The sequence below is a fragment of the Pseudomonas sp. FEMGT703P genome (assembly GCF_002786345.1).
Classification (GTDB): Bacteria; Pseudomonadota; Gammaproteobacteria; order Pseudomonadales; family Pseudomonadaceae; genus Aquipseudomonas; species Aquipseudomonas peli.
This window is the reverse complement of sequence record NZ_PGCM01000005.1, coordinates 543,401-570,333: the sequence shown is the minus strand read 5'-3', so window position 1 is coordinate 570,333 and position 26,933 is coordinate 543,401. Positions and strand designations below refer to the sequence as shown.

The window sequence follows — 26,933 nt, the reverse complement described above, 5'->3', positions numbered from 1 at the left end:
GATTGTTGTTATGGGAAAGACGTATCCGGTCTATCAGAGCACGCCCACTTAAACCTGACGCCTAACCTAGGTTGAGCGAGGCGCGGGACACAGCGAGGCGATCAGCAGCTCACTGAGCACGCGCTTGGCTTGTTCGATTTCTGCGCGGCTGGCGGCGCGGCCAAGCAGTTCCAGTGATGCCGTTTCCATGGCCCAAATCAGCGCGCGGTAGGTCAGCGGCTCGGCCGCCTGAGTGGCGCCATGCAGGCGCTCAGCCAGCAGCCGCGCCATCTCGGCATGTGCCCGCTGGCGGTGGGCGGCCAAAGGTGAGTCGGCGCGCAGAGCCTCTTCCTGCATCAGGCGAATAATCGGCCCGACCGCCAGGTGATAGTCGAAATAACGCCCAACCATGCCCTGCAACCAGGCCTGCGGGCTGCCGGCGATGCTCTGCATTTCACTGAAGCGCGACAACAGCAGGGACACCGCCGTCTGGTAGATGCCTTCGAGCACCTGCATCTTGTTTTCGAAGTATTTGTAGAAGGTGCGCCGCGACACATTGGCCGCCGCCAGCAGGTCATTCACCGTAGTGTCAGCCAGGCCCTTGCGCGCAAACACCGGGATCGCCGCCAGCTGGATATTGGTGCGTTGCAGATGGCCGATCAGCGGCCCGTCACCGTCCTGTTCCTGCTGCTGGGCCACCGCGCCGTAACCACCCAGATCCTCGAACACCGCACGAACAGCACCGAGCTCAGCCAAGGCTTGCTGCATTGCACACTTCCCAACCAAGGCGCGGGTGACGCAGCAGAGCAAGCTGGTTACTCTGCAGTTGATTACTCTGAACGCCATCGCCGCAGGATTATTGTTGTGCTGACCACGCTACCACGCCGCCTTTGCCTACCGCTGGCCATCCTTTTGCTGGTTCTGCTAACACCCGTACAGGCCACTGAGCTGTTCTACCTCGGGCAGAAGATTCCCGATATCCACAAACCCTGGAACAGCGCTGACTACCAACAACTGCTGGAGGCGCTGAACAAGGTCGACAACACCCAGCTCAACGCCCTCCCTCGGCGCAGCGGCGAGTTCACCGGGCCGATCTACCAGCGCATGGTCAGCGAAGAGAACTTCCGTCCTCAGCTCAACATCTACGCACCCCTGGAACTGCGGCAGAACGAAGCCCGCGAAGCGCTGTTTCGCCTCAAGGAGTTGATGCGCCTGTACTTTGATTTCCGCGCCGTGCAACAGCCCTATGCCGCCGAAGCGCTGGGCTTGATGAGTTATTCACTGCGTCAGCAGGCGGTGCTGTTTACCCTGACCACCGAATTCTGGATGACCCTCTCGGAAAGCGAGCAAAGCAACCCGGTACGCCTGCAAGGCCTGCATGAAACCAAGGCCGCCGCGGCCATGCTCACGTCCAGCGCACTGGATTACCTGGGCCTGACCAAACAATTTGGCCGTGAAGAACTGGTGCTCTACAGCGCCGAGCTGAGCAAACAGCTGCCAGAGCTGTTTATTCATTTGAGTGGGGAGGTGCGTGAAACCCTGCTGCAACGCGTCGAACAACTGGCGCAGCAGCATGCCTACGCAGAAGTGCAGGCGAACATGCGTGAACTGCAGCCAGTGCTACTGAGCATTCAGCAGGATGTTCAGGAGAAGCTCGCGGCCGCAGCAGCACAACCGCGCAAGGCACCTACGCGTAGCCTCGATCTATCAGTACCCGTTGAGTCAGCGCAATAGACCCAGGCTCTTGGCCCGCGCCACGGCCTGGGTGCGCCGTTCCACCCCAAGCTTGCTATTGATGTGCCGGGCGTGGGTTTTCACCGTGTGCAGGGAGATAAACAGGCTGTCGCTGATCTCCTGATTGGAGCAGCCTTGGGCGATTAATTGCAGCACGGACAATTCACGCGAACTCAACGCATCGACCACTCCCGCGTAATCGTCTTGGCTGACGACATGCGCTGACTGCGGCAAGTGCTGCAACAAGGCTTCAATCAACGGGCTGGCTTCATACGCCAGCAATTGCTCACGCAACCACTCAGGCTGCCGTGTCAGCAGGCCATGGAAGGGTAGTAAACCACCGCCGGCCGCTGCCTGCAGCGCACTGCGCAACTGCTGCTGTGCTTCACGCTCACGCCCGTTGTCATACAGCAAGGCGGTCAGCTGCATCTGCGCAATCGCCCCCAGCAACTGGCCACCGGCGTTCTGCGCCAGCTGGCTTAAACCACGCAAACGCCGCTCGGCGAGTTCGTCTTCCCCCTGCAGACGTTCGTGGGTGGCCAGATGCAATTGGATATGCAGCGGCAGCTGCGGATGGAACTCCGGGGCCGCAGCTGCCTGTTCACCGCCGTAGGTATCCAACAGACGACTCAGCCAGACCCCCGCCAGCTCGGCTTGCCCCTGGCGCAGCCACAGCTCACATTTGGTCAGGGTGATCATCGCCAGGTAATAGATCGGCGGAATGTCCCAGATATGCATCAGCCGCTCAGCCTCGGCCAGCTGAGCAAAGGCCTCCGGCAAGTTACCGCTGCGCCCTTCCAGACTGGCCAGTACGCAGTAACCGATCAACACACTAATGTCGCGGCAACCACGCGCTTCGGCGATCCCAGCCAGCAAACGTTGCCGGGCCTGTTGCGGTTGCAGGCGCAGGCTCAGCAGATAACCCTCATAGAGAGTCAGTCGACCGCGCGCTGCATACTGCCGCTGAGCCGGCAGACGGGCCAGGCGCTGCTGGCCATGACGCACTTCATCGAGCGCCCGCAGCACTTCGCCGCGGGCTTGCAACACCCGCGCGCGATCGTAATGGGCCAGCGCCTCGAACAACGGGTTACCAACGCGCTGCGCCAGCTCCAATGCTTCGCGGTTCAGCCCACGGGCACGCCACAGATCACCGTGCACAATCGCCAGGTTGGCCAGGCTAGACAGGCACATCAGGCGCTGCCCGTAACGGTCCAATGGCAGACAGCTCAGCGCTTCGCTGCAATAGGCCTGGGCCTTGGCACTGTCACCGCGCCCACGCGCAATCACCCCGCTCAGGGCCAACCACTGTGCCAGTAGGCCTTCTTGCTCGTTGCGCTCACGGGCAGGTAGAAAGCGCCCCAGCTCAGCCAGCAGTTCTTCGGCAGCATCCAGTTGGCAAGCCAACGCCAGGGCCCAGCCATACAGCAGAATCAGGCGCGGCGTGCTGGTCAGCAGGCTGTCCGGCAAGTCCATCTTCCAGCGCAGTAAAGTTGCGACATTCTGCTCGGCCAGCAGTTGCTCTTCGGAGAGGTTCTGTACCAGGTTCGCGGCCACGTCCGGCTGACCGGCACGCAACGCCTGTTCAATAGCCTCATCCAACAAACCTTCGGCACTAAACCAGCGGCATGCGCGCAGGTGCAGGCCAGAAGTGGGCTGCGGACGACTGCGCAGCAGGTCGGAAAACAGGTGGTGATAGCGAAACCATTTGCCCTGCTCATCCAGCGGCACTAGAAACACCTGATGCGCCTGCAGATGACGGAGAATCGCGGCGCTGTCATGGGCATCACGCAGGGCATCACACAGCTCGGCGCAGAAGCGTTCTTGGCTGGCTGTTTCATAGAGAAAAGCCTGCACGTCCGCCGGCTGGCGCTCTATCACCTCCTCCAGCAGGTAGTCGTGAATCAATCCATCGCCACCTTGCACATGCGCCGGTAGCGCAGTCGACTCCTGTGCCTCACTAACAGCCAGGGACCAGAGGCGTAACCCTGCGACCCAACCCTCACTGCGCAACAGCAAGGCGGTCAGCGCATCAGCCGACAGCTCAGCCCCCTGCAACCTCAGCAACTCTGTGCTTTCAGTGTCCGTCAGGCGCAAGTCCTGCTCATGCAGCTCCAGTAACTGACGCGACAAACGCAGCCGCGCCAGATGCCAGTCCGGGCGCTGGCGGCTGGTCACCAGCATCACCAGGCCAGCTGGTAAATGGCTCAAAAAAAACTGCAAACAACGATCGAGCACAGCACCTTGGGCCAGGTGATAGTCATCCAGCACTAGCAACAGCGGTTTCTGCGGGTCAAGCCAGAGCGCCAGCTCATCAAGCAGGCCGTCGAGCCATTCTTCGAAAGCAAATGGCTGATGCCGTTGCCGCAGCCGCAGCAGCCCGAGTGCTTCTTGCCCAACCCCAGGGAAAAACTGCTGTAGGCCGCTCAGCAAACGCTCCAGAAAGCGTCCAGGGTCACTGTCCCGCGAACTCAAACCCAGCCACAGGCTTTGCCACTGTTCTGGCAGATGCTCGCAAAACTCAGTGGCCAATGAGCTTTTACCGAAACCGGCCGGCGCAGTAACCAGCAGCAAACGCCCCGCCAGACCGCCAAGCAGACGCTCACACAACCCAGGGCGCGGCACATAACTGGCCGGCAAGGGTGGGCGATAGAAATGCCCGCCGAGCCCACTAGGCGCAGCCACTAAGCCAGAAATACGGGATAGATCAGTCATCAGCCAGTTCTTGTAGTAGTCAGGCAGAGGCACTACCAATGCCCCGCAGACTAGCCGCTTGATGCCTGCATTTGAAGCCCTTGCGGGCATCCATTAGTAAACAGCAATGATTGATTATCCATTTGCTGCATGATCACTTGCGTTGCCCAGGCCTAAAAAATAGCCGGGAGCCAGTATTAACGCTGCCTAGCGAGAACCCGACGGGTTGCCGCCAAGGATAGTAGGCCATAAAAAAACCGGCCCAATGGGCCGGTTCTTTATGCAGCGTGACTCAGGTTTAGCGCACGCCAGCCTGGCGCAGGGCCGCTGGGGTGTAATCGCTTTCCTTCGCAGGGTAGTCGAACTCGTACGCACTCTTCTCTTCGTTCTTCATACCCAGAGCCAGGTAACGACCAGACAGCAGGTCATACAGGGTCTCGATGCTGTACCACGGCACTTGCTTGTCGTAGTAGTACTGAGCATGGGCTTCAGCCACACGCCACAGGGTACCGCGACCGTCATAGTGGTCGATGGCAGCAGCTTGCCAGGTATCTTCGTCGAGGTAGAAGTCACGCTTGGCATAGATATGACGCTCGCCCGATTTCAGGGTTGCGGTCACGTGCCATACGCGGTGCAGCTCGTAACGGGTCAGGTCCTGGTTGATATGACCAGCCTTGATGATCTGGTCATACTTCAGCTTCGGCGAGTCCAGACGGTAGCTGTTGTAAGGAATGTAGATCTCCTTCTTACCGTTGAGCTTCCACTCGTAACGGTCAGGTGCACCGTTGTACATGTCGAAGTTGTCGGAAGTACGCAGACCGTCAGCAGCGGTACCTGGACCGTCATACGAAACCTGCGGCGCACGACGCACACGACGCTGACCAGCGTTGTACAGCCACGCCAGACGAGGCTCTTTCACCTGGTTAAGGGTTTCGTGTACCAACAACACGTTACCGGCCAGACGCGACGGAGCAGTTACCCGTTGCTTGAAGTAGAACAGTACGTTGCTTGGCTTGCTGGTATCGGCATCCTTCAGTGCACCACGGAAGGTGAACTCATCCTGGAAGTAAACCAGGCTGTAGGAACCGTTCGGCTGCGGAGTCGCCTGGGTTACCAGACGCTTAACGCTGCCACCACGGTAGCGGGTGATGTGGTTCCAGATGGCTTCCAGACCGTCCTTCGGAATCGGGAAGGGGTTAGCCTGCTCGAAGTTCTCCAGACCATTACCGCCCTCGACCATCTTGGTGTTGACTGCGTTGTTCTTCGCAGCTGCCAGGATGAAGTCCGGCATGGTGGCCGTACGATGGGTCGCGAACACCGGCATTTTGTAGCTTTCCGGATAACGCTTGAACATCGCCAGCTGGCCAGGGGTCAACTTGTCTTTGTACTGATCGACGTTTTGCGCGGTGATGGTGAACAGCGGCTGCTCACTCGGGAACGGGTCCGACAGGAAGCCTGCGCTATCGGCAGTGCCTGCGCTGGCTGGCAGGCCGCCAGTCCAGGCTGGAATCGAACCATCCGCATTACCAGCCATTTCCGCACCGACTGGCGTCAGCGTAGTACCCAGTTTGGCCGCTTCATCCGGCGATACTGCCGCCATCACACCACTCGCCAACAGCGAAAGTGTCAGGGCGCCAGTTTGCAGCAGACTTTTTGTTGTTTTCATAGTCATAGTCGTCCTCAAAATCTCGTCCGCTTACTTAGAAGTTCACGCCAAAGCTGAGCGCAACAAAGTCGCGGTCAACACTAGTGTTGTATTTGCCACCGAAGAAGTCGGTGTAGGACAGGCTGGCGTTGTAGGTATTCTGATAGTCAGCATCCAGACCAAGACTTACAGCCTTATTACCTTCATTGAAAATACCATTAGGACCATAGCCATCAACATCGTGGGACCAGGAAATGCTTGGACGCAAGTTAATACCGGCAACCGCATCGGGATAATCCCAGATAGCGCGCGCACGATAGCCCCACGAAGTACTGGTGACGAAACCATCATCCTCACAGTATTTCGTAGCATTTTCTGCATTTCGATTATTACCCAAAGTCGCAATATTTAGACCTTGGCATGCCGGGAATACACCAACTCCCGACACAGCATAATTACCAGAAAGAGGACCTGGGCCATATATCGGATCACGACCATAACGAACATCGTCAGAGTCCTCAAGCCCGCCCACGTGAGCAACCCCAACCTCACCCACCAGAGTTAAACGACTAGCCCCCATAACCTGATCAAAAAAGTGAGTAAAGGTAGTTTGGAATTGGGTTATTTCTTTACGATTATAACCATTAGCAGTGGAACCGAAGCCCGAATCGAGCAGTGAAACGTTGGCAATACCAGCGCCTCTAAACACAGCACCAGTGTTAGTCATTTGCCCCAAAGGCTTTAACCCGGCATACAAAATATCTGTAGAATTCAACTGTACAGGCGCATTAGGCCTATAGCTTAGCTCACCAGCCCAAGCTGTTCCGGTAGGCAATGTGGTTGAGAAACTCATACCATAGAGGCGTATATCTTCTGGATACTCCATAAAATAATTACCGCCACCGGCGGCTAGTAGCGAAGCCAGCCCGGCGCGATTCGCAACATCTGCAGCCACAAAGTTGTCAATTGCAGTATATGCAGCCTGACTGCCCGCCTGGGCACTAAAAATTGGCGTACGACTATGATAATTCATTGCATACAAACCAAATTCAGTATCTAGTGGCTCAAAGAAATATCGGAATGCAAGTCCCCACTGACCATCATCACGTGCATCGCGATCTGCACCTCGCTTAACCAAAACCCCTTCATTATTAATATCAACTCCAAAAGCATTTGCAGCACCTAGAGCAGTCAAAGGCAATGTATTACGCGCCCGCAACACTCTTAGATTATCATCGCAGCCATCAGCCACAATATCAGCCTGAGCAAAAAAAGTACCACAATTATCAACTACAGTTTGATCCCATTCTAACTGATAGAAAGCCTCCATCGAGAGATTTTCAGTAAGACTTTGAGCAACATAAAACATATTAACAGGGATCAGCCCCTCTTTAATCTCCGCACCTGGGCGACGGAACGCGGCAGCATCGACGGGGTTAATCGAGTTAATACTGTTCTGAATAAAAGTACTTTCACCCCAACTTACAACTTGCTTGCCTAGACGTACGGAACCCGGCTGATCAGCAATTGAGTAGTTGTGATAAACAAAAGCATCAAGAATCTGCGCACCAGAAGCTTGTGCACCTTCTTTACGATTGCTGTCGTCAATATCTTTGAAGATGCGACTTTCGTCTTTCAACTCGAAATCGTACCAATATTTACCGCGAACAAAAACACCGGTATCACCGTACTTCAACTCAAGATCGTGAATACCTTTAAAAATCTTGGAGAAGGTTTCGCCTTTCTTGAAGTTGGCATGGCCATCATCTGAAGTCTGCGAAAGACCGTCGCCACCATTGTTAAAACCAACAAGATCTGGATCTGCGCCACGCACCGACCAACTAGACCCAACAGACAGGGACGAATCGAGTTGACCTTCGATCTCACCGATATTGAAAGTAACACCGAATGCAGGTGCGGCGAGGGTGGATGCGAGGCTGACGGCCAGTGGCAGTTTTGCCAGGCGCCAGGTTTGTTTTGTTTTTGTCATCGACGCTACTCCATGTGTTTTTTGTTATGGATGGTGCGGACTATAGCCAGCGGGTACTTCTGCTTGATCCCTCTAAAGTGTGATTTGCAGCCCCCAGGCACTCTGGCTCGCAGGTTTCGGCGTGGTTAGCACGGCCGGCAGAGCCAAGAATGGCTTGGAACGAGCAATTAGCAAGCCAAACGCTTGTTTGACTGATCAGTCACCGAAGCGGGACTGGGATAACGTGCATCGACGAGTGCCCATCACCCTGTAACCCACCCCGGTAAATTGTTTAACGTCCCCTTGGAAGCCCCTAAACAACTAGTGTTGAGACTGAAAACTCAACGGGCGAGGCATGCGCTTCGCCCGCAACACAATGTGCTCAGACAGTGGACAGAAATGGGCTACCGGATGCTTGCCACTGGGCGATATCCAGGCGAATACGTTTCTTATCCAGCTTGCCAACGCTGGTCTTGGGAACTTCGGTAACAAGGGCGATCTGCGATGGTATCGCCCACTTGTTGATGCTGCCCTGATCGACAAAAGGCTTGAGGTGTTCCTTGAGGCCCTTGGCATCCAGGCTCTGGCCTTCGCGCAACACCAACAGGGCAAACGGCCGCTCGCCCCACTGCGGATCGACCACACCAACCACAGCTACTTCACGTACTGCCGGGTGACGGCTGATCAGGTCTTCCAGCTCCAGGGAGGAAATCCATTCGCCGCCCGTCTTGATCACATCCTTGATGCGGTCGCGAATATCGATAAAGCCGAAGTCATCGATGGTCGCCACGTCACCGGTGTGCAGCCAGCCGTGTTCCCAAAGCTCTGCACCCTTCTCCGGCTCACGGAAATAGCCTTGAGTCAGCCACGGCGCACGCAACACCAGTTCGCCCTGTGTTTCGCCATCAGCAGGTAACAGGGTGCCGTCGGCAGACATGATTGCCGCTTCCACCAACGGCACCGGCACGCCGGCCTTGATGCGGTAGGTGGTGCGTTCATCTTCACTACCGGCCATCAGCTCATCGTTGATATGGCCACAGGAAATCAGCGGACAGGTTTCCGACATGCCATACGCAGCAGTCAACTGAATGCCCCGCGCCTTGGCCATGTCATAGAGCGAGCGGTTGAGTGCGCTGCCACCGATGATCATCTTCAAACCGCCAAAATCATGGCCTTGAGCACCTGGCGCGGCCAACACCATCTGCAGAATGGTCGGCACGCAATGGGAGAAGGTGACCTTTTCATCTTTAATCAGCCGGCAGAGCAGATCTGGCTCATAACGACCGGGATAGACCTGCTTGATCCCCAGCATGGTGGCCACATATGGGATACCCCAGGCATGCACATGGAACATTGGGGTGATCGGCATATACACATCGTTGGTGCCGAGCAGGCGGATGCTGTCCAGGCTACCCAGCACGCTGGCTTCGGCCATGGTGTGCAGCACCAGTTGGCGGTGGCTGAAGTACACACCCTTGGGGTTGCCGGTGGTGCCGGTGGTGTAGAAGGTGGTGGCGACCGAGTTCTCGTCGAAGTCCGGGAAGTCGTAACGCGGGCTGGCGGCGGCCAGCAGGTTTTCGTATTCACCGACCAGGCCACCCAAGTCGGCGGTTTTCTCAGCCGCATCGGTAAGCAGGATGGTCTTCTCTACCGTCGTCAGCTGGCTTTCGATGCCCTTGTACAGCGGCACAAACTCGCTGTTGACCAGCACGAACTTATCGTCGGCATGGTTCATGGTGTAGAGGATCTGATCCGCTGACAGGCGGATGTTGATGGTGTGCAGCACCGCACCGATCATCGGGATGGCGAACATGCACTCCAGGTAACGATGGCTGTCCCAGTCCATCACGGCCACGGTGTCACCGGCCTTGACCCCCGCCTCGGTGAGCACATTGGCCAGGCGCGCCACACGCTCGTTGAGGGTCGCATAGCTGTAGCGCAGCTGATCGCGGTAGACGATTTCGCGGGTTTTCTCGTAGCGAATGCCCGACAGCAGCAGCCGCTTGATCAGCAGCGGCGCATTGTGAGCATTGTCAGCGGGAGCAATCAGACGGGTCTGCAGCATGGCGGTACCTATTGTTGGTTTTTTCAGTGGGCCCAATCTAGAGCCCTGGCAGCCGGCTCAAATCAGCCCAAAGAATGATTTTTTGCGTGACTCTTTGGGCATTTTTAGTCACGCAGTAGAATCGAACGCTCGCATTCGATTTGTTTGGCCTGCGACCTACTACAAAAACGAGGAGTTTCCCGATGTCCGATATCGTCATCGTCAGCGGCGCACGTACGCCGATGGGTGGTTTTCAAGGCAGCCTGTCGAGCATTGCTGCGGTTGACCTTGGTGCGGCCGCCATTCGTGCCGCAGTAGAGCGCGCCGGGGTTGCGCCTGCCGATGTGCAGGAAGTGATCATGGGCTGCGTGCTGCCAGCCGGCCTGAAGCAGGGCCCGGCGCGCCAGGCGTCGCTGAACGCTGGCCTGCCCGCTGCCACCGGCTGCACCACCATCAACAAGCTCTGCGGTTCGGGCATGAAAGCCGTGATGATGGCGTTTGATTCGCTCAAAGCCGGCAGCAACACCGTGATGATCGCCGGCGGCATGGAAAGCATGTCCAACGCGCCCTACATCATGACCAAGGCCCGCGCAGGCTTGCGCATGGGCCACGGCGAGATCAAAGACCACATGTTCCTCGACGGCCTGGAAGATGCGCGCACCGGCCGCCTGATGGGCTCTTTCGCCCAGGAAACTGCTGACCAGTACGGCATCACCCGTGAGCAGATGGATGCCTACGCCATCGAGTCGCTGAAACGCGCTCAGGCCGCCATCGCCAGCGGTGCGTTGGATGCGGAAATCGTTCCGATCACCGTCAGCGGCCGCAAGGGTGATGTCGTGATCAAGGATGACGAGCAGCCGCTGAACGCCAATCTGGAGAAAATCCCCGGCCTGAAGCCAGCGTTTCGCAAGGACGGCAGCATCACTGCGGCTAACGCCAGCTCGATCTCCGACGGCGCCTCGGCGTTGCTGTTGATGACCGCTGAAGAAGCCGCCAAACGTGGCCTCACGCCGCTGGCGAAGATCGTTGCCCATGCCACGCAGAGCCAGGACCCAAGCGAGTTCACCATCGCGCCGATTGGCTCGATCACTAACTTGCTGAAGAAAACCGGCTGGGACAAGGCCGACGTTGACCTGTACGAGATCAACGAAGCCTTCGCCATGGTCACCATGCTGGCCATCCGCGAACACGGCCTGGATCACGCCAAGGTCAACGTCTACGGCGGCGCCTGCGCCCAGGGCCATCCGGTCGGCTCTACCGGCTCGCGAATCATCCTGACCCTGATCAACGCGCTAAAGAACACCGGCGGCAAGCGCGGCATCGCCTCGCTGTGCATCGGTGGCGGCGAAGCTACAGCTGTAGCGGTCGAGCTGATCTAAAGGATCGACGCATGGCCGCAATGGCCATGTTTACGTTGCGGTAACGGGCCAGCCTTGCGCTGGCCCGTTGCGTTTTAGATGCCGATCTTATCCAGCGACTTGCCGACCTTGCGCCAGAAACTGCGCTGCATGCGCTCGGTTTCGCCGCTGGCGGCGATCTGCTCGAAGGGCTGGATTTCACGGGTGGCACCGATTTCCGTCGCAGCTACCTCGCGGGACACCAGTTGCAGCGGACCATCACCCTGACTGACTGCCTGCTCATTGACTGGCGGCGGGTTGAGTTCGTCATAGCGCAGGTAATAAATGCCGCCGGCTTCGGCGTCCAGGGTAAAGCTGCTGATCAGGGTGAAGTCCAGCGGGCCGTCAGCGAAGAAGGTCCAGTGCGTGCCAAACAACGGCCGGCGCATTTCCAGCTGATAACTGGCGATATCAAACTCCAGCACCATGTAGGCATTGCTCGGCAAGCTGCCGATACGGGCGTTGTTCAGAAACAGCGCCGGAGCTTCCAGCTCCTGATCCGCCCAGTCGCTCTGCGGGCGGTAGAGGTAAACCAGCGCGTGGTTGTCATCGCTGAGCACATGCTCACGAAACGCTTCGCCCTCGGTGGCGCCAAAGAACGCCCCAGGGGTCGAGCAACCACTCAAGGCAACCACCAACAGCACCGCAAGCCAGGGCAGACCACGCATCGACAGCATCCTTATTCGAGTTATAGGCCGAGCATAGCGGCGCACTGCCCAGCCTACACCAGACAAAAGTGCGGGCCGAGAAAGTGCGGGTTAGCGGCGACGATCGAGCAGGTTGACCAGCAACTGATCCAGCGCACCCCAGATGGACTGCTGCAGCCGGCGCCACCAGGGCCGTGCGCGCCAATCGGCCAGGGTGATTTCCTGGCTATCGGCAAAGTCCGCCTGAAAGCTCGCTGCCACGCTGGCGGTAAAGGCAGGATCGAGCGCTTCCAAGTTGGCGTCCAGATTGAAGCGCAGGTTCCAGTGGTCGAAGTTGCAGGAACCGACACTGACCCAGTCATCTACCAGCACCATCTTCAGGTGCAGAAAGCGCGGCTGGTACTCGAATATCTGCACCCCCGCTTTAAGCAGACTGGCGTAATAGCGCTGCCCGGCAAAGCGCACCGGCGGATGATCAGTGTGATGCCCAGCCAGCAGGAGGCGCACGTCTACACCCCGTTTGGCCGCTTGACGTAAAGTGCGGCGCACCCGCCACGTCGGCAGGAAATACGGTGTAGCCAACCAGATACGCTGCTTGGCGCCACGTAAGGCGCGCACCAGAGAGAGCAGGATATCGCGGTGCTGCGACGCATCGGCAAAGGCCACCCGACCCAAGCCCTGCCCCAGCGCTGGCAAAGCCGGCAGATTCTTCAGGCGTAACGGCATGCGCGGTCGCCAGGCGATCCAGGCCTGAGACGCCTGCCACTGACGCTCGAACAACTGTTGCCAGTCGGCCACCAGCGGCCCGCTGATTTCAACCATGACTTCATGCCAACGGCTGCTGTCTTGCTCCGGCTGCCAGAATTCATCGGTCGCGCCCGTACCGCCGACAAAGGCAAACTGCCCATCGACCAGCAGCAGCTTGCGGTGATCACGGTGAAAGTTGCGCACGCCGTGCTTCCAGCGCAGCGGGTTGTACCACTGCACCTGCACGCCAGCCGCCTGCAGCAACTGACGATCCGCCATCTGCAGCCCCTGCGCACCAAAGGCATCCAGCAAACAGCGCACGGCAACACCACGCTGAGCAGCCGCGCACAGCGACTCGAGCAGGGCTTTGCCACAGGCTCCGCTTTCCACCAGATAGAGTTCCAGTTCGACCTGTCGCTGCGCGGCGTCGATGCGCGCCAGCATCTGCACGAAAAACTGCGGCCCGTCGATCAGCAGCGTCAGTGCGTTACCGCGTCGCCAAGGAAAGACGTTATGCGGCATGACGGTTCATATTGCAGTTGATTCTGCGCATTGCGTCTCACGCATGGGAAATTGAGACGCCACCATAGCCGTCCAGCAGGGCCTTGCAAACCCTGCCGGCGGAACGACCAGGTCGCCACCGTGTTATGGCAGCGGCGCAGCCTGCGGTAACAACTGGCAACCCTGACGCGGGCCTAACCACTGAGCACTCTGGGTGCTGCCCAGGCCGCGCGCGGTCACGCGCTTGTTGGCTTGGTCGTCGAAAAAGCCGGAGAGCGAAACATACTGAGCGACATACGCCTCGCAGTAGTCGGCCGGGTTATTCGCGACATAACGGCACGAACAATATTCCTTGGCCGAGTAGGCGCCGATGATGCCTGGGAAGGCTTGCAGGTGTGCGCGGTTCTGCCAGGCAAGAGCAGCGAGCAACAGCACAATCAGCAACAACAGGCTGCTGAACGGACGACGACGAATCATGGCTGCACCTCATCGGCCAACGCGGCGAGAACCAACTTGAGGAAATGGTTGCGATCAAAGCTGCCATCGCGGTCATCGGCATAGCGCACGATCACCAGATTTTCGCTGGCGATCACATACAAGCCCTGCCCCCAGTGCCCGGACGCCACCAGGGTGTCCTCCGGCGCATCCGGCCACGGCCTGCTTGCACCGGCTACCGCCGCGTTCAGCCACCACTGGCCGCCCGGTACAGCTTCGCCGGGCTTGTCAGCTTGTGACTGGTAGTTGGCAAAGGGCGTGCGATTGAAGTCGACCCAGGCCTTGGGCAGTAACTGCTGCTCGCCCCAGCGACCATCGTGCTGCATCAGCAGGCCGACACGGGCCAGGTCGCGGGCGCTCATATACACGTAGGAAGAACCAACAAAGGTGCCGGCGGCATCACGCTCCCATACGGCAGTGGTAATGCCGAGCGGATCGAACAATGCAGTCCAGGGGTAATCGGCGTAAGCCGCTTCGCCCACGATGTTTTTCAACGCAGCGGCGAGCACGTTGGTATCGCCACTGGAATAACGGAAGCGCTCGCCCGGCTCGGCATCGGCGCTGTGCGCGGCGGTGAACGCCGCCATATCACTGCGACCGCGGGTGTAGAGCATTGCCACCACCGAGGATTTCAGCGGCGCATATTCATAGTCTTCCTGCCAGTCCAGGCCCGAGGCCCAGTTGAGCAGATGACCGACCTTGACCTGCGGATGCGCCGCAAACGGCGGGTAGTAATCCGCCACCGGCGCATCCAGACGGAAGAGGCCCTGACCATAGGCCACACCCATGGTGGTGGCCAACAGGCTTTTGGCCATCGACCAGGTCAGGTGTGGCGTGGCGGCAGTGGTCGGCGCGGCGTAGCGCTCGTAAACCACCTGGCCATCGCGGATCACCAACAGGGCATCGGTACGTACGCCCTTGCGGGTGGAGTCATCGCGGGCCGGGAAGGCATAGTTTTCCAGCTCACTGAGCGCGGCGCTGGGCGCGGCCAACTGGCTGTCCCAGTCACTGCCAGGCCAGTTCTCGGCGTGCGCCGTAGCGCAGCCTAGGGCGAAGACGCACGCCAGCATCAGCCGCCGCGCGGGAAAGGGAGTGAAGGACATGGAGCCGCCTCTGCTGGGATCGAAGGCGGCACCGTAGCATGGCGCCGATGACGACAAAAAGCGCCGAACACGCCGGTTTAGCCGGTGATTCGGCGCGAAAAGTCACTGTGCGAAAAGCTGTTTAAAGTCTCGCGAACGAGAGACCTGTTTTTAACGCTGCCGGGCCGATGCGCAGCAGACTTCAAGCTCGCGCTTATTTAGGCAAACGGAAATCTTCCGGCCCCATCAGATCCATGCCGCACTCCAGGTTCTCGATCCAGTAGAGAAAAGCATTGATCATTTCCGCGCCGACAAAAGGCCGGCCGTGCTGCGGCACGATCATCGCCACATCCATCTCTCGGACCATCGCCGCCCACAGGCGGCAGACCTTGTTACTGGCCATATAGCGTCGGTGAAAGCCGAGCATGTTCGGCACATGGTTGACGAAGTCGCTCACCGGGTGCGCGTCATCAACCATCGAGGCGCCCATATCTCCGGAAAACAGGATCTTGCTCACCGGGTCATACAGCTGGAAGTTGCCCACCGAGTGGAGAAAGTGCGCAGGCACCGCCTTGAGCGTGCATTTACCCAGGGCAAACGACTGACCGCGATCCGGCAGCGCGATGATCCGGTCAAAGGTGTTGATGCCACGGCTGAGTGCCAGGTAGTTGGCCGTCAAATGCGGCAGAAAGCGCGCCCAGAGCTTGGAGCAGATCACCCGCGCACGCGTGTGCAGCAGCCATTTGTCCAGCGAGGCGATGATGTCCGGGTCCTGGTGCGAGGCAAAGATATAGGTCAGATCCTGCACCGGGATATGCTTGGACAGCTCCAGCGATAACGGCGTGTAAGTCAGATCGCCGCCCGGGTCGAGCAACAGGTACTGCTCGTTGTCGGTGATCAGAAACTGGTTGGACTGCACGCCCTCCCCGCTGACCAGATCATCGAACATCATGCATTGATGCTCGCCGTTATCGAACAGCACTATGGGCTCGCGTCGCATGGCAGGCTCTCTCCCGAAAGCCCGCGAGCTTACTGACGCAGCGGCTCAGTCTTACTGATCTGGATCAAGCCGGCACGCCATGCCGAGTTAAAGGTTGATGCCGAGCACGGCCTGCGCCTTCTGCAGACGTTTGCTGCGCGCGCTGCCGGCAATCGTCAGCAAACCCTTGTCGCGCTGCCAGAGCTGCGCCCATTGCGCATCACCCGCAGCAAAGGCATTGTCCAAATCAGGGCGCAAACTGTCGAACTGGGCAAACAGCCCAGCCAGCATCACGTGACTGCCCGCCGTACTCGGGCATTGCCGCGCCACTTCCGCGCAGCCGGCCAGCAAGCCGAGCAAGCGCAATTGCAGGGCCTGCGGCCAGGCCGACTCCTGGCCCACACCAAACAGCCAGGCGGTCAGCGCCGCCAGCACGTGAGTGTCTTCCAATGTGCGGAAGGGTTTTACGTAGTCATCCCAACCATCGCCGGCCAGACGTTCGCACTGCGCGCCCTGCAGATGCAGGCGGCCATGGCTGACATCCGGCATCAACGGCAACGCTGGCAGCGTCTCGATCTGCACACCCGGCGCGCCATTGCGCACCACGCCTAGAGCCAGCTGTACCGGCGCACCGACTACTTCCTCACGCGCAGTCACCAAGAGCCAGTCAGCGGCTTCGGCGGCGGTGACGAAATCCTTGCGGCCATCAAGGCTCAGCGCGTCGATCCGCGTAGCCATATCAGCCGGGCGGGTGCTGCGGTTTTCGGTGACGCACAGTGCGCCCAGGGTCCAGGGCGCGGCCGGCCAGAGTGCGCGCAACGCACCTTGATAACCGGCGAGAAACGCCAACCCCGGCGTCGCTGCCAGCCGACCACCGAGCAAGGCCAGCTGCAACGGGGTCGGGTGGCCGATGCGTTCCAGCAGGCTGGCGTACCACTCCTCCAGCCCCGCGACCGGCAGACGCGTTTGCGGGCTCAACAACTGTTGCCAGGGCATGCATTGCTCCTTGTTGGGGTTATCGAAGTCACTGTCACACAAGCATCACCAAAGATTCACGGAGGTGACACCGCCGCTACCTAGCCTGAGCTTGCCCAACAAGATCGACCGGCTGCAAGGCAAAAAGCCGGCTAACGGAGATGACGGCATGACCCAAATGGCAATCACCCGCGACCGCACCACCCCAGCTCGTCGCCTGCAGGCCGAGCGCTTACACGGCGCTGCCGCCCTGCGCGAAGCCCAGGCGCTGCGCTTTCGCGTATTCAGCGCCGAATTCGATGCCAAGCTCAAGGGTGCCGAACTGGGCCTGGACATGGATGACTACGACATTCACTGCCAACACATCGGCGTACGTGACCTCAACAGCGGTGAGCTGGTGGCCACTACCCGCCTGCTCGACCACCGCGCTGCCGCCAGCCTGGGGCGCTTCTACAGCGAAGAAGAATTCAGCCTGCACGGTCTGCCGCACCTGGAAGGCCCGGTGCTGGAAATCGGCCGCACCTGCGTCGACGCGGCCTACCGCAACGGCGCAACCATCGCCGTGCTTTGGGGCGAGTTGGCCGAAGTGCTCAACGAAGGCGGTTACCGCTACCTGATGGGCTGCGCCAGCATCTCCATGCAGGACGGGGGCATCCAGGCCCAGGCGATCATGCAGCGCCTGCGCGAACGCTACCTGTGCACCGAGCATTTGCGCGCCGAACCGAAAACTCCGCTGCCGGCGCTGGATGTGCCGAGCAACGTGATCGCCGAAATGCCGCCACTGCTCAAGGCCTATATGCGCCTGGGTGCGAAGATCTGTGGCGAGCCGTGCTGGGACCAGGATTTCCAGGTCGCTGACGTGTTTATCCTGCTCAAGCGCGACGAGCTGTGCCCGCGCTATGCACGGCACTTCAAAGCGGCTGTTTAACAGCAGGTCGGAGTAATCTTGCACAACTCGCCGGCACTCTGTAGACAGTACCGGCGTTTGTGTTTTTGTCGCGAGAGTGTTCGATGAAGAAAGTGCGTTTGTACCTGCGCCTGGCGCGCCTGCTGCTGGTGATCAGCCTCGGCACCCTGCTGGCCGGAGGCATCACTTTGCTTGAACGCCTGGTGCGGCATGACCTGATGCCGACCCGTCAGCGCCTGACCCGCTGGTTTCTCGCGCGTCTGGCAGGGGCGCTGCCATTCCGCTTGCAGGTGAAGGGCGAGCTGCCGCGCCAGCCAATGCTGTGGGTCAGCAATCACGTGTCCTGGACCGATATTCCGCTGCTCGGCATGCTCACTCCGCTGTCCTTTCTGTCCAAGGCCGAGGTACGCACCTGGCCGGTGGCCGGTTGGCTGGCGCACAAGGCCGGCACCCTGTTTATCCGCCGCGGCTCGGGTGATAGCGGCCTGCTCAGCCAGCAGCTGGGCAACCACTTGCAACGCGGGCGCAACCTGCTGATCTTCCCCGAAGGCACCACCACTGATGGGCTGGGGCTGCGCACCTTCCACGGCCGCTTGCTGAGCAGCGCGATCGACAGCGGGGTTTACATACAGCCAGTGGCCATCCGTTACCTGCGTGATGGCAAACCCTGCAGCGTGGCGCCGTTTATCGGCGATGACGACATGCTCTCGCACCTGCTGCGCTTGCTCGGCAGCGAGTTGGGTGAAGTGCAGATCCAGCTGCTGACACCGATTGCCAGCCGTGAGCTGAACCGCAATGCCCTGGCTCGCGCGGCGCAGCAAGCGATCAGCCAGGCGCTGTTTGGCACAGCTGAACTACGCGAGGAAGAAAGCCGGGCCGCTTAATCAACCAGTCCACGCTCGCGCGCCACGAAGGCCTGCAATTCGGGATAGAACTGGCGAAAATCCTCCAGTAGCGGCTGATACAGCCGCTCCAGCTCGGCCGCACCGCCGGCCAGCAAGCCTGGCCGCGATAGTCGCCGATCAATCCCCGCGACCACCTGGTCCAGCACGGCAAAATCGCGGTAACTGCCCAGCCAATCCTGCGCGGCCATACGCGGCGCAATGTGCGCCAGACGCTCAGGCAAACGCGGCTCGTCAGCCAGCACTTGATACACCCGCCCGGTAAAACGCGGCAGAGGCTCGGCGGCATAGTCGCCCCAATTCAGCGCCAGGCAGTGATCGAAAAACACATCCAGCAAGATGCCGCTGTAGCGCCGCCGCTCAACCGGAAAACGTGCCCGCGCTTGCGCTTGCAGCGGGTGGCTGTCGGTGAACACATCGATGCGCCGATGCAGGTGGATCGCCGCTTCGATATCCGCCGGCCACTGCCCGGCCAGCGGCCCTTTGACGAAATCGCCATACAGGCTGCCCAGAAGTTGTGCCGGCGCGTCGCCGCCGAGGTGTAAATGCGCGAGGTAATTCATGGCCACAGCTTACACATCAGCCGCCGTGATGATGACTATCGCCACGAACGATCTGTATATCGTCAGTAGCCAATATAAAGTTCGCTCCATCGCGATATAGCGTTACGGCACACAGGGGATAACCCGTATGCAACTCGACATCGATGAAGTGATCAAGGCACTGGCCCATCCTGTGCGGCGCGACATCCTGCATTGGCTGAAAGACCCGCAGGCGTATTTCGCCGACCAGGATCACCCGCTGGAAATCGGCGTATGCGCCGGCAAGATCGACCAGCGTACAGGTCTGTCGCAATCGACGGTCTCCGCGCATTTGGCCACCCTGCAGCGCGCCGGCCTGATCAGCAGCAAGAAGGTCGGCCAGTGGAACTTCTTCAAACGCAATGAAGAAACCATCCAGGCGTTCCTTAACCACATCAGCCAAGCGCTCTAAACCAACTTTTACATTCACTTTTTTCAGGAGCTGACGGCATGCCTGCGGCGCTTCTCGTCCTCGCTTTGTCCGCGTTTGCCATCGGCACCACGGAATTCGTCATCATGGGCCTGCTGCCAGAAGTGGCGGGCGACCTCGGCGTGTCGATTCCCGGCGCCGGTTGGCTGGTCACCGGTTACGCCCTGGGCGTGGCCATCGGCGCACCGTTTATGGCCCTGGCCACCGCCAGTTGGCCGCGCAAAGCCTCACTGCTGACGCTGATGAGCATCTTTATCGCCGGCAACCTGTTCTGCGCCCTGGCCAGCGATTACCAGATGCTGATGCTCGCCCGGGTAATCACCGCCCTCTGCCACGGCGCCTTCTTCGGCATCGGCTCGGTGGTGGCCGCCAGCCTGGTGCCGGCCAATCGCCGCGCGTCGGCCGTCGCCTTGATGTTCACCGGCCTGACCCTGGCCAACGTGCTTGGCGTGCCACTGGGCACCGCCCTGGGTCAGTACGCCGGCTGGCGCTCGACCTTCTGGGCTGTGACCCTGATTGGCGTGATCGCCCTGATTGGCCTGTGGCGCGTGTTGCCGAGCAAGACCGATGAAACCAAGGCCGACTTCGCCAGCGAAGTGCGTGCCCTGCGTGGTGCGGGCCTTTGGTTGGCGCTGAGCACCACGGTGTTGTTCTCTGCGGCGATGTTTGCCCTGTTCACCTACATCGCGCCGCTGCTTGGCGAAGTGACTGGCGTATCGCCCAACGGCGTGACCTGGACCCTGCTGTTGATCGGCCTCGGCTTGACCCTGGGCAACGTGCTCGGTGGGCGCCTGGCCGACCGCAGCCTGAAAGCCACCCTGATCGGCGTATTCGTCGCCATGGCGGTGATTTCCACCCTGTTCAGCTGGACCAGCCAGGCGCTGATCCCCGCCGAAATCACCCTGTTCCTCTGGGCCACCGCCGCCTTCGCGGCCGTGCCGGCCTTGCAGGTCAATGTGGTGGCTTTTGGCAGCGGCGCGCCGAACCTGGTGTCGACCCTGAATATTGGCGCCTTCAACCTCGGCAACGCCCTCGGCGCCTGGGTTGGCGGCCTGGTGATCGCCGAAGGATTCGGCCTAACCCGCGTCCCCCTGGCCGCTGCCGCCCTGGCTGTACTGGCGCTGCTGGCCACCCTGCTGACCTTCAGTACCCGTAGCCCTGAACCCGAACTTGCACTCAACGAATAACTTGAGAGGACCGTCCCATGACCACACTTTTCGACCCGATCCAGATTGGCGATCTGCAACTCAACAACCGCATTATCATGGCCCCGCTGACCCGCTGCCGCGCCGATGAAGGCCGCGTGCCCAACGCGCTGATGGCCGAGTACTACGTGCAGCGCGCCAGCGCTGGGCTGATCATCAGTGAAGCCACGGCCGTAACCCCGATGGGCGTCGGTTACCCGGACACCCCTGGCATCTGGTCGGATGATCAGGTACGCGGCTGGAGCAATGTGACCAAGGCCGTGCACGCTGCAGGCGGCAAGATCGTCCTGCAACTGTGGCACGTTGGGCGCATTTCCGACCCGATCTACCTGAACGGTCAACTGCCGGTCGCACCGAGCGCCATCCAGCCGGCGGGTCACGTCAGCCTGGTGCGACCGATGAAGGACTTCGTCACCCCGCGCGCCCTGGAAACCGAAGAAATCGCCGATATCGTCGAGGCCTACCGCCTGGGCGCGGAAAACGCCAAGGCCGCCGGCTTTGACGGCGTGGAAATCCACGGTGCGAACGGTTACCTGCTCGACCAGTTCCTGCAGAGCAGCACCAACCAGCGCACCGATCGCTACGGCGGCAGCCTGGAAAACCGCGCACGCCTGCTGCTGGAAGTCACCGATGCGGCAATCGAAGTCTGGGGCGCTGGCCGCGTAGGTGTGCACCTGGCACCGCGCGCTGACAGCCATGACATGGGCGACGCCAACCGCGCCGAGACCTTTACCTACGTCGCTCGCGAGCTGGGCAAACGCGGCATCGCCTTTATCTGCGCCCGTGAGAAGGAAGCCGACGACAGCCTGTCGCCAAGCCTGAAACAAGCCTTCGGCGGCGTATTTATCGCCAACGAGCGCTTCACCAAAGATCAGGCCAATGCCTGGCTGGCTGAAGGCAAAGCTGATGCGGTGGCCTTCGGCATTCCGTTTATCGCCAACCCGGACCTGCCGGCGCGCCTGGCACAGGATGCCGAGCTGAACACGCCGCACCCGGAAACCTTCTACGGCAAGGGCCCGGTCGGCTACCTCGACTACCCAACGCTGTAACAAGGCGATCAAACCGGCATAAAAAAGCCCGCCAATTGGCGGGCTTTTCTTTGCAACAGTTTTAGAACTACTTCAGGTCTAGCGAGCTAGAGCGAGACAAGGCAGAAATGGCCGTGGGCCCGGACGACTGCATGGATGTAGGAGGTAGAACGAAGCAGGATGCCCGAGTCGAGTTTACTGGTTGTAAATGAGCAGTACTCGTTTCACTCGCCCTTCGGGCCGCGCTAAAGCGCGTTAGCGGCAAGCCGCTTTCCGAGGCCATTTCTAACGCCTTATCGCCGACGCGCAGCAGACCGATCCTTAGCGTGCGTCGATCTGCTGCTGCAGGTTCAGTACCTGCGCCTGCAGGGTGCTGATATTGCGGGTCATCTGCGCGCGGAAGGCATCGAACTCGGCGGTGCTGCTGCCGGCGGAACGGGTTTCCAGGTCGCTTTTCAACACCAGCAGGTCCTGCTCCACACGGGCAATCGCCTGGCTGGAATTACCCTGTTTCTTCAGCGCATCGATCTCGCTGCGCAGACCGGCAATTTTCTCGTCGAACTTGCTCTGCCCGGCCAGTGCGCTTTTCAGGGTGGCTTGCTCGCTTTTCAGCGCGGCCTGCTCGGCAGTGAGCTTCTTCAGGGTGGCTTCGAGCTTTTCGCCACCACCTTCCTGGCCTTTCAGCTGCGCGGCCAGTTGCTCAAGGCGCTTGCTCTGTTCCGTGTTCTGCCCACTGGCGCCCTGCTGTTGTTTGCTCAGCTCGGCCAGTTTGCTTTCCAGTTGCTTGACCTGCAGCTTCAGCGCTTCACTGCCGCTGGTGACCGAGGATTCGGTGGCCACCACCTTGCCGGAAATATCCTGAATACGACCGGCGGCTTCCTCGCTGATGCGCGCAAAGCTTTCCTGGGTCGCCACCAGTTGCTGCTCCATCAGGCTGATCTGCTGGAAACTCCACCAGCCGAGCCCGCCCAGGGCAATCATCAAGGCGCCAACCAGTGCCCAGAGCGGGCCAGTGCTGGCCGACTTCACCGGCGCAACGGCCGCCGCACGGCCATTGGCAGGGCTGCGCGCAGGCTCCGACTGCTCGGCGGCATAGTCATCGTGATCGCGGTGATCTGCCCGCAGGCTAGGCACGTGATCGAGTTCGTCGTTGGCATCGTTACGCATGGGTCAACCTTCAGTAGCAGAATGCCGCGCAGTATACCGATTCGCGCGCAGGGCTTCAGTGTCGCGCCATGCCAGTGCAAGGTGCACCGACGAAGGGCACGGCTCAGGCCATCTACCCGCTGTAAGCCGCGCAGTTCCGCAGAATGTGAGCTGGTACGCGCTTTGCACTTGTCTATTTGCGACGTTTTCGTAGCACCAGGGAGCAAAGGTGTTGCAGGCGCGATCCGCACGCGGGAAACGCGGCGAGACCAGGCCGGTGGCATTCAGGATGGATGACACCCAGCCCACTTGTACTGACGGGGGAAAGGTCCATGGAGCTGAACAGAGAAGTACTGGATTGCATGATGAGCTTGCGCCGCAGGCTGCGCGAAGAATTGACGGTGGACATCCGCATGAGCCAGCCGGATGCAATCAACAGCATGCTCAGCGCCTGTCTCACCTCAAGCAGTGAGGAAACCCGGCAACTGGGGCAACTGCTGGCCCAATACAGCGACCGCCCCTTCGGCGAGCCTGCGAGCACACCACGCATGCAGGCCGGACACCCGCTGCTGGTGGAAGAAAGCGCGCACCGCCCGTCTAGCGCCTCGGTGCGCATGTATCGCGGTCAGCGCGTTTACGCCTGAGATCTGTTTACCGGCAGTCAACTCGGGTGATGCGCCTGCCACCAGGCGCAGAACTCATCCAGTGCGCTCCATAAACTGGCCTTGGGTTCGTACTCCAGATACTGCTGCGCGCGGCTGATATTCAGGGAGAAATCCTTAGCCATCACCGCCACACCCAGGCGGAACAGGGTCGGCTCAGGTCGCCCCGGCAGCAGCTTGCATACACCTTCGTTCAACGCCGCCGCGCCATATGCCAGGCTATAAGGCAGATGACGGGTGACGAGCGGCAGGTCGAGTTTACGCAGCACATAGTTGACCACGTCCCACAGCGGCACCGGCGCGCCATTGCTGATGTTGTACACCTGCCCCAGCGCCGGACCAGCCGCCAGCAGACAGCTCATCAGCGCTTCGTTGAGGTTGTGTACGCTGGTGAAATCAACCTTGTTCAGGCCGTTGCCGATGATCGACAACCGCCCCTTGCGTTGCATATTGATCAAGCGCGGAAAGATGCTGGTGTCACCCGCCCCAGTGACAAAACGCGGACGCAGCGCCAGTACCTCCAGGCCGAACTCCTGGGCGGCAAACACCTGCTGCTCAGCGAGAAACTTGGTTTTGCCGTAGTGATCGGAAAACCGCTTGGGCAGCTGTTCTTCACGCAGACCGACATGCGCCTGACCATCGAAATACACCGACGGCGACGACAGGTGCACCAAGCGCCGCACCTTCTGTTTCAGACAGGCGTCGACCACGTTTTCGGTGACCGTGACATTGGCCTGATAGAAATGCTCGTAACGCCCCCAGACGCCAACCGCGCCTGCACAGTGCACCACCATTTCAACATCCCGGCACAGCTGCTGCACCAGCTCAGGGTCGGACAGATCGCCCTGGACAAACTCCGCACCACGCGCACACAGATGCTCAACACCCTCGGCACGCCGACCGTTGACCCGCACATTCAGGCCCTGCTCCAAGGCAAAGCGGGCGAAACGCCCGCCGATAAAGCCACTGGCCCCGGTTACCAGAATCTTCATTGCCGCCCCCTTTGCCGTGATTGCAGGCCACTCTAGCAGCGCACGCAGGGTGCTGCCGTGGCATTGCAAGCCAGAACAACGACTGCACACACCCTGCGATAGGCACGCACACGCTGCGGTAACCGCTAAGCTGTGCCCCAACATCACAGCATTGGAGGACAACGGGATGGCCATGCACTGGATGATCTATGGCGCCAACGGCTACACCGGCCACTTGATCGCCGCCGAAGCCAAGCGCCAGGGACTCACGCCCATTCTGGCTGGGCGCAACCCGGCCGCCGTACACGCCCTGGGCAGCCTGCTGGGCCTGGAATGCCGGATATTCGATATCCACCAACTGGATCGCGCCAAGGAAGCCCTGGCGGATGTTGCCGTAGTTGCACACTGCGCGGGCCCCTTCTCGGCCACCAGCGCACCGATGCTCGATGCCTGCCTGGCCAGCGCCACCCACTATGTCGACATCACCGGCGAAATCAGCGTGTTTGAAGCCGCTCACCAGCGTGATCAGCAAGCCCGCGAGCTGGGCGTGGTGGTCTGCCCCGGCGTGGGCTTCGATGTGATCCCCAGCGATTGCCTCGCCGCTTGCCTGCACCAGGCCCTGCCCGATGCCACGCACCTGGCGCTGGGCTTCGACTCTGGCAGCGGGCTGTCGCCCGGTACGGCGAAAACCTCAGTGGAAGGTCTGAAGCTTGGCGGCAAGGTACGTCGCGCAGGCGTGATCACCGATGTGCCGCTGGGCTATAAACGCCGGACCATCAACTTTGGCCGCGGTGAGAAAACAGCGGTGACGATTCCCTGGGGCGATGTCTCCACCGCCTACCACTCCACCGGCATCGACAATATCGAGGTGTACCTGCCGACACCGACAGTGGCCGCGATTGTCATGCGCCTGATCGACCCGCTGCGCGGCCTGCTGGGCCTGGATGCGGTGCAAAACTGGCTCAAGCGGCTGATCGAAAAACGCGTCAGCGGCCCCGATGAAAGCAGCCGCGCACGTCAGCGCACCTGGCTCTGGGGCGAAGCGCGCAACGCCTCCGGCGTGGTGAAAACGGCGCGTCTGGAAACCGCCAACGGCTACGACGTCACCGTGCACGGCGCCTTACTGGCCGTGCGGCATTTGCTCGATTACAGCGGCCCTGGCGGCTACTTCACCCCCACCAAGCTGCTTGGCGAGCGCTGCGTGGAACAGCTGCCGGGCTCGGGCAAAGTGGTTATTTCCTGAGGTCTACCAGGCTATGGCCTGCGGCCTGGGTGAGGTGGTGCGTCAGCTGATTAAGCAACTCACCACCATTACGCCAGTGGTGCCAGTACAGCGGCACATCGATTGGCCGATCACAGATCAATTCGACCAGCTCGCCACGGGCTATTTCACCCCGCACCTGCAGCTCCGGGATCAGCCCCCAGCCGAACCCGGCCTGAGCCAGACGGATAAAGCCCTCAGATGACGGGCACAGATGGTGGGCAAACCCACCCTCCACGCCCAGGCCGGACAGATAGCGGTGCTGCAGCAGATCATCCGGGCCGAATACGATGGCCGGCGCGTGGGCCAACGCCTGCGCCGTCAGGCCTGTCGGGAAGTTCCGGGCAATAAATCCTGGGCTGGCCATAGCGCGGTATCGCATCGCCCCCAGCAACACGGCACGGGCACCGGCGACGGGGCGCTCGCTGGCGCACACGCAGGCCGCTACGTCTCCGGCACGCATGCGCTTGAGGCCGACCTCCTGATCCTCCACCACCAGATCCAGCAGCAAACGCTCTTCGGTACAGAACGCGCCCACCGCGCCGGCCCACCAGGTGGCCAGGCTATCGGCGTTCAGCGCAATGCGCAGGCGCTCCGGCAAACCGCCCTCATCCAGCCCCGGCACCTGCGCCTGAATATCGCGTTCCAGCAACCGCACCTGTTGCACATGGTTCAGCAAACGCCGGCCGATTTCCGTCGGTGCCGGCGGCACCGCACGTACCAGCACCGGCTGGCCAACCCGCGCCTCGAGCAACTTGATCCGCTGCGATACCGCCGATTGCGACAACCCCAGTACCTGCGCCGCCCGCTCGAAGCCGGCCTGTTCGACAACCGCAGCCAGGGCGGCGAGTAGTTTGTAATCCAACAAAATCAGATTTCCTAATGAGTGATCAGAATTATTTGTTTCTCTTATATACCCAGCCGCAGCAGACTGGCCAGCATCCCACCCTGAACA

The 26,933-nt window shown here is 60.4% G+C and carries 24 protein-coding genes; 9 read left to right on the top strand and 15 right to left on the bottom strand.

The features are described from left to right. Positions 1–66: 66 nt before the first annotated feature. Positions 67–747, bottom strand: a complete 681-nt coding sequence (locus CUR33_RS06480; protein ID WP_289239044.1) for a TetR/AcrR family transcriptional regulator — start codon at positions 745–747, stop codon at positions 67–69. 99 nt (positions 748–846) lie between these two features. On the opposite strand from CUR33_RS06480, the gene CUR33_RS06475 reads away from it, so the two are divergent. After that, a complete protein-coding gene (locus CUR33_RS06475) occupies positions 847–1,713 on the top strand; it encodes a hypothetical protein (RefSeq protein WP_090251223.1) in 867 nt (288 codons plus the stop codon). On the opposite strand, the gene CUR33_RS06470 is transcribed toward CUR33_RS06475, so the two are convergent. From CUR33_RS06470 to CUR33_RS06455, 4 genes are all read right to left on the bottom strand, one after another. Continuing rightward, positions 1,702–4,425: a LuxR C-terminal-related transcriptional regulator gene (locus CUR33_RS06470; protein ID WP_289239043.1), complete on the bottom strand. Its 2,724-nt coding sequence runs from the start codon at positions 4,423–4,425 to the stop codon at positions 1,702–1,704. The two genes, CUR33_RS06475 and CUR33_RS06470, sit on opposite strands and share 12 nt — an antisense overlap. Positions 4,426–4,702: 277 nt before the next feature. Next, positions 4,703–6,070 (bottom strand): DUF1329 domain-containing protein, encoded by a 1,368-nt coding sequence (locus CUR33_RS06465; RefSeq protein WP_282875100.1) that lies wholly within the window; start codon positions 6,068–6,070, stop codon positions 4,703–4,705. A gap of 34 nt (positions 6,071–6,104) precedes the next feature. Continuing rightward, complete coding sequence (locus CUR33_RS06460; protein ID WP_289239042.1) at positions 6,105–8,039, bottom strand: DUF1302 domain-containing protein; 1,935 nt, start codon at positions 8,037–8,039, stop codon at positions 6,105–6,107. 361 nt (positions 8,040–8,400) lie between these two features. Beyond that, entirely contained in the window at positions 8,401–10,083 is a 1,683-nt protein-coding gene (locus tag CUR33_RS06455) for a fatty acid--CoA ligase (RefSeq protein ID WP_289239041.1), read from the bottom strand. Between the two features lie 182 nt (positions 10,084–10,265). Here CUR33_RS06455 and CUR33_RS06450 point away from each other — a divergent pair, with 182 nt between their 5' ends. After that, positions 10,266–11,441, top strand: a complete 1,176-nt coding sequence (locus CUR33_RS06450; RefSeq protein WP_289239040.1) for a thiolase family protein — start codon at positions 10,266–10,268, stop codon at positions 11,439–11,441. Between the two features lie 74 nt (positions 11,442–11,515). On the opposite strand, the gene CUR33_RS06445 is transcribed toward CUR33_RS06450, so the two are convergent. The 6 genes from CUR33_RS06445 to CUR33_RS06420 all read right to left on the bottom strand — a co-directional run bounded on the left by CUR33_RS06445 (position 11,516) and on the right by CUR33_RS06420 (position 16,906). Next, on the bottom strand, positions 11,516–12,127 hold the full coding sequence (locus CUR33_RS06445) for a DUF2846 domain-containing protein (RefSeq protein ID WP_282875096.1): 612 nt from the start codon (positions 12,125–12,127) through the stop codon (positions 11,516–11,518). Positions 12,128–12,217: 90 nt separating this feature from the next. Then, positions 12,218–13,375: a phospholipase D-like domain-containing protein gene (locus CUR33_RS06440; RefSeq protein ID WP_170048382.1), complete on the bottom strand. Its 1,158-nt coding sequence runs from the start codon at positions 13,373–13,375 to the stop codon at positions 12,218–12,220. A gap of 123 nt (positions 13,376–13,498) precedes the next feature. Beyond that, a complete protein-coding gene (locus CUR33_RS06435; protein ID WP_167142403.1) occupies positions 13,499–13,831 on the bottom strand; it encodes an amidase in 333 nt (110 codons plus the stop codon). Continuing rightward, positions 13,828–14,919: a serine hydrolase domain-containing protein gene (locus CUR33_RS06430; RefSeq protein WP_289239513.1), complete on the bottom strand. Its 1,092-nt coding sequence runs from the start codon at positions 14,917–14,919 to the stop codon at positions 13,828–13,830. The genes CUR33_RS06435 and CUR33_RS06430 overlap by 4 nt, the downstream gene beginning before the upstream one ends. 226 nt (positions 14,920–15,145) lie before the next feature. After that, positions 15,146–15,931, bottom strand: coding sequence for an MBL fold metallo-hydrolase (locus CUR33_RS06425; RefSeq protein ID WP_090249000.1), 786 nt, complete (start codon positions 15,929–15,931; stop codon positions 15,146–15,148). 87 nt (positions 15,932–16,018) lie between these two features. Continuing rightward, complete coding sequence (locus CUR33_RS06420; RefSeq protein ID WP_289239039.1) at positions 16,019–16,906, bottom strand: acyl-CoA dehydrogenase; 888 nt, start codon at positions 16,904–16,906, stop codon at positions 16,019–16,021. A 148-nt stretch (positions 16,907–17,054) separates the two neighbouring features. On the opposite strand from CUR33_RS06420, the gene olsB reads away from it, so the two are divergent. Beyond that, positions 17,055–17,813: an L-ornithine N(alpha)-acyltransferase gene (olsB, locus tag CUR33_RS06415; RefSeq protein ID WP_090249004.1), complete on the top strand. Its 759-nt coding sequence runs from the start codon at positions 17,055–17,057 to the stop codon at positions 17,811–17,813. Between the two features lie 83 nt (positions 17,814–17,896). Then, the gene (locus CUR33_RS06410) at positions 17,897–18,676 is read left to right on the top strand and encodes a lysophospholipid acyltransferase family protein (protein ID WP_289239038.1); all 780 of its coding nucleotides are present in this window, start codon (positions 17,897–17,899) and stop codon (positions 18,674–18,676) included. Here CUR33_RS06410 and CUR33_RS06405 read toward each other — a convergent pair. Continuing rightward, complete coding sequence (locus CUR33_RS06405; RefSeq protein WP_289239037.1) at positions 18,673–19,257, bottom strand: acyl carrier protein phosphodiesterase; 585 nt, start codon at positions 19,255–19,257, stop codon at positions 18,673–18,675. The genes CUR33_RS06410 and CUR33_RS06405 overlap by 4 nt on opposite strands. 127 nt (positions 19,258–19,384) lie before the next feature. Here CUR33_RS06405 and CUR33_RS06400 point away from each other — a divergent pair, with 127 nt between their 5' ends. The 3 genes from CUR33_RS06400 to CUR33_RS06390 are packed head-to-tail and all read left to right on the top strand — an operon-like array spanning position 19,385 to position 21,959. Further along, on the top strand, positions 19,385–19,687 hold the full coding sequence (locus CUR33_RS06400; RefSeq protein WP_090382593.1) for an ArsR/SmtB family transcription factor: 303 nt from the start codon (positions 19,385–19,387) through the stop codon (positions 19,685–19,687). A 38-nt stretch (positions 19,688–19,725) separates the two neighbouring features. Beyond that, a complete protein-coding gene (locus CUR33_RS06395; RefSeq protein ID WP_160085416.1) occupies positions 19,726–20,892 on the top strand; it encodes an MFS transporter in 1,167 nt (388 codons plus the stop codon). 17 nt (positions 20,893–20,909) lie between these two features. After that, positions 20,910–21,959, top strand: coding sequence for an alkene reductase (locus tag CUR33_RS06390; RefSeq protein ID WP_090249014.1), 1,050 nt, complete (start codon positions 20,910–20,912; stop codon positions 21,957–21,959). 300 nt (positions 21,960–22,259) lie between these two features. Here the strand turns inward: CUR33_RS06390 and CUR33_RS06385 are convergent, their stop codons facing one another. Next, positions 22,260–23,105, bottom strand: a complete 846-nt coding sequence (locus CUR33_RS06385) for an ATPase (protein ID WP_167142419.1) — start codon at positions 23,103–23,105, stop codon at positions 22,260–22,262. A 311-nt stretch (positions 23,106–23,416) separates the two neighbouring features. On the opposite strand from CUR33_RS06385, the gene CUR33_RS06380 reads away from it, so the two are divergent. After that, complete coding sequence (locus CUR33_RS06380; RefSeq protein ID WP_167142422.1) at positions 23,417–23,728, top strand: hypothetical protein; 312 nt, start codon at positions 23,417–23,419, stop codon at positions 23,726–23,728. 17 nt (positions 23,729–23,745) lie between these two features. Here the strand turns inward: CUR33_RS06380 and CUR33_RS06375 are convergent, their stop codons facing one another. Next, positions 23,746–24,738, bottom strand: coding sequence for an NAD-dependent epimerase/dehydratase family protein (locus CUR33_RS06375; protein ID WP_289239036.1), 993 nt, complete (start codon positions 24,736–24,738; stop codon positions 23,746–23,748). 166 nt (positions 24,739–24,904) lie between these two features. On the opposite strand from CUR33_RS06375, the gene CUR33_RS06370 reads away from it, so the two are divergent. Next, positions 24,905–25,960 (top strand): saccharopine dehydrogenase family protein, encoded by a 1,056-nt coding sequence (locus CUR33_RS06370; protein ID WP_289239035.1) that lies wholly within the window; start codon positions 24,905–24,907, stop codon positions 25,958–25,960. On the opposite strand, the gene CUR33_RS06365 is transcribed toward CUR33_RS06370, so the two are convergent. Next, on the bottom strand, positions 25,950–26,852 hold the full coding sequence (locus CUR33_RS06365; protein ID WP_289239512.1) for a LysR family transcriptional regulator ArgP: 903 nt from the start codon (positions 26,850–26,852) through the stop codon (positions 25,950–25,952). The two genes, CUR33_RS06370 and CUR33_RS06365, sit on opposite strands and share 11 nt — an antisense overlap. Positions 26,853–26,933 lie beyond the last annotated feature (81 nt).